At 58.7% G+C, this 1,676-nt stretch carries 1 protein-coding gene and 1 pseudogene; one reads left to right on the top strand and one right to left on the bottom strand.

Going from position 1 to position 1,676, the window contains the following annotated elements:
- On the top strand, positions 1 to 900 hold a 900-nt coding region (locus AB4043_RS24705), incomplete at its 5' end, for a small ribosomal subunit Rsm22 family protein (protein ID WP_442308418.1).
- A 362-nt stretch (positions 901 to 1,262) separates the two neighbouring features.
- Here AB4043_RS24705 and AB4043_RS24700 read toward each other — a convergent pair.
- Positions 1,263 to 1,676: pseudogene (locus AB4043_RS24700) on the bottom strand (amidase); the annotation flags it as partial.

Below are 1,676 nucleotides of genomic sequence, written 5' to 3'. Positions count from 1 at the left end.
GCCGAAGTGCTCTCACAACGGTACCGCACGGAGGCACCGACTGCCAGCGCTCATTTGAGTACTGATCTGGCTGCCGCGGCCTACCTCGCCGTCCGCTTTCCCGCAACCTTCAGCGCCGTCCGCCGCGCCATGGCGGAGACGGCAGACGTATATCCGGAGTTTGCCCCGGCAACGCAGCTCGATGCCGGTAGCGGGCCCGGAACAGCCGCGCTGGCTGCCGGCGACGTGTGGCCATCGCTGCAGCAGGCTCTTCTACTTGAAGGCAGCGGTCCCATCCGCCAGGCCGGGGAGCCGTTGGTTGCGGCGTCCGGCATCGCAGCAGAGTGGCAGACTGGGGACCTGGCTTCGGTTGCAATCAACAACCGCTTCGACTTGGTGACCTGTGCGTATGTTCTTTCGGAGCTCTCCGCTCTCGCCCAGCGTCTGCTGGTTGAGCGCCTATGGTCGGCAACGGCCGGCGTGCTGTTGCTGGTAGAGCCCGGTACTCCCGCCGGATGGCAGCGAATCCTGGAGGCTCGGACCGCTCTGCTGCAGGCCGGGGCACAGATGCTTGCCCCCTGTCCGCACGCCTTCGCTTGTCCTCTCGTGAGTCCCGACTGGTGTCACTTCGCCGAAAGAGTCGAGCGCAGCCGCATGCACCGCCTGGTGAAGCAGGGGGATGTGCCATGGGAGGATGAAAAGTTCCTCTACCTGGCTGTAGGTCGCGAACGCCCAGTGGGGCACGGTTCGCGTGTGCTGATGCGTCCGAAGATCAACCGTGGTTTGATCTCATTGAAACTCTGCAATGCCGATGGATCGATGACCCAGCCTGTAATCCGGAAGCGGGATAAAAGCTATAAGCACGCTCGCAGGGTGGACTGGGGTGAAACCCTTGATTCAGTGTTGGATAGCGAACGGTAGAATCTGGTAGATTACTAACTAAGCAATGTAGTACCTCTCCTGCCCTGGTTACCAAAAATACAAAAATTTACCGGGTGCTCATCCCTCTTCCATCGCATCAAAGACACTTAGGTTTATCGCTTTATTTGCCTTGTATCCGTCTCGGTTGAAATAGAGACTTGAAGATCGGAGCACGTCCTGTATCCATGAGTAGTAGAGAATGTTCAAACTGCATCGGCGTGACGTTGGAACGTCGCCCGGCGAGCGGTTTATTTGAAATTATTGCTTCCCTTGTTGGTCTAAAGCCATGGCGTTGTCGCCGCTGTGGGCGGACTCACATGCGGTTCCAATCCAAATAAGGTTCTCCAGCAAGTCGAGATTGTCTATTCCATCGCTAGCACAGGTGGCTTCCGGTGGTGTGTCTTCTGTTCATACGCATATGCGTAGCCGAGCAGAGCACCGTCCTGCCACGCCTTGCCGCTGATCTCGAGGCCAAAGGGAAGGCCATTGTCATAAAAGCCACCGGGTACTACGACGGCGGGAACGCCGATTCGATTTACCCAGCCGGTGTTGCTGTGCGGTCCGGTGGACGGCTTCCCGTCAGGTTGCGGAGCGATCTCATCGTTCGGCGGCATCTGCAGTGCGGGATAGACCATGCCGTCCAGGTGAAGGCGTTCGAGCGTCTCGTCGTATGCAGCCAGTGCCTTTGCCTGCGGATCCCAGAAGATTTCTTTGGCCTTCGGATCATCTTCCAGACGGCGTTGCGAAGTCGCAGGCGCATTGCTACGGCCCTGACC

This window comes from Terriglobus sp. YAF25 (assembly GCF_052113305.1).
Taxonomy (GTDB): Bacteria; Acidobacteriota; Terriglobia; order Terriglobales; family Acidobacteriaceae; genus Terriglobus.
The sequence above is the reverse complement of the archived record's forward strand: the minus strand, read 5'-3'. Positions and strand labels throughout refer to the sequence as shown.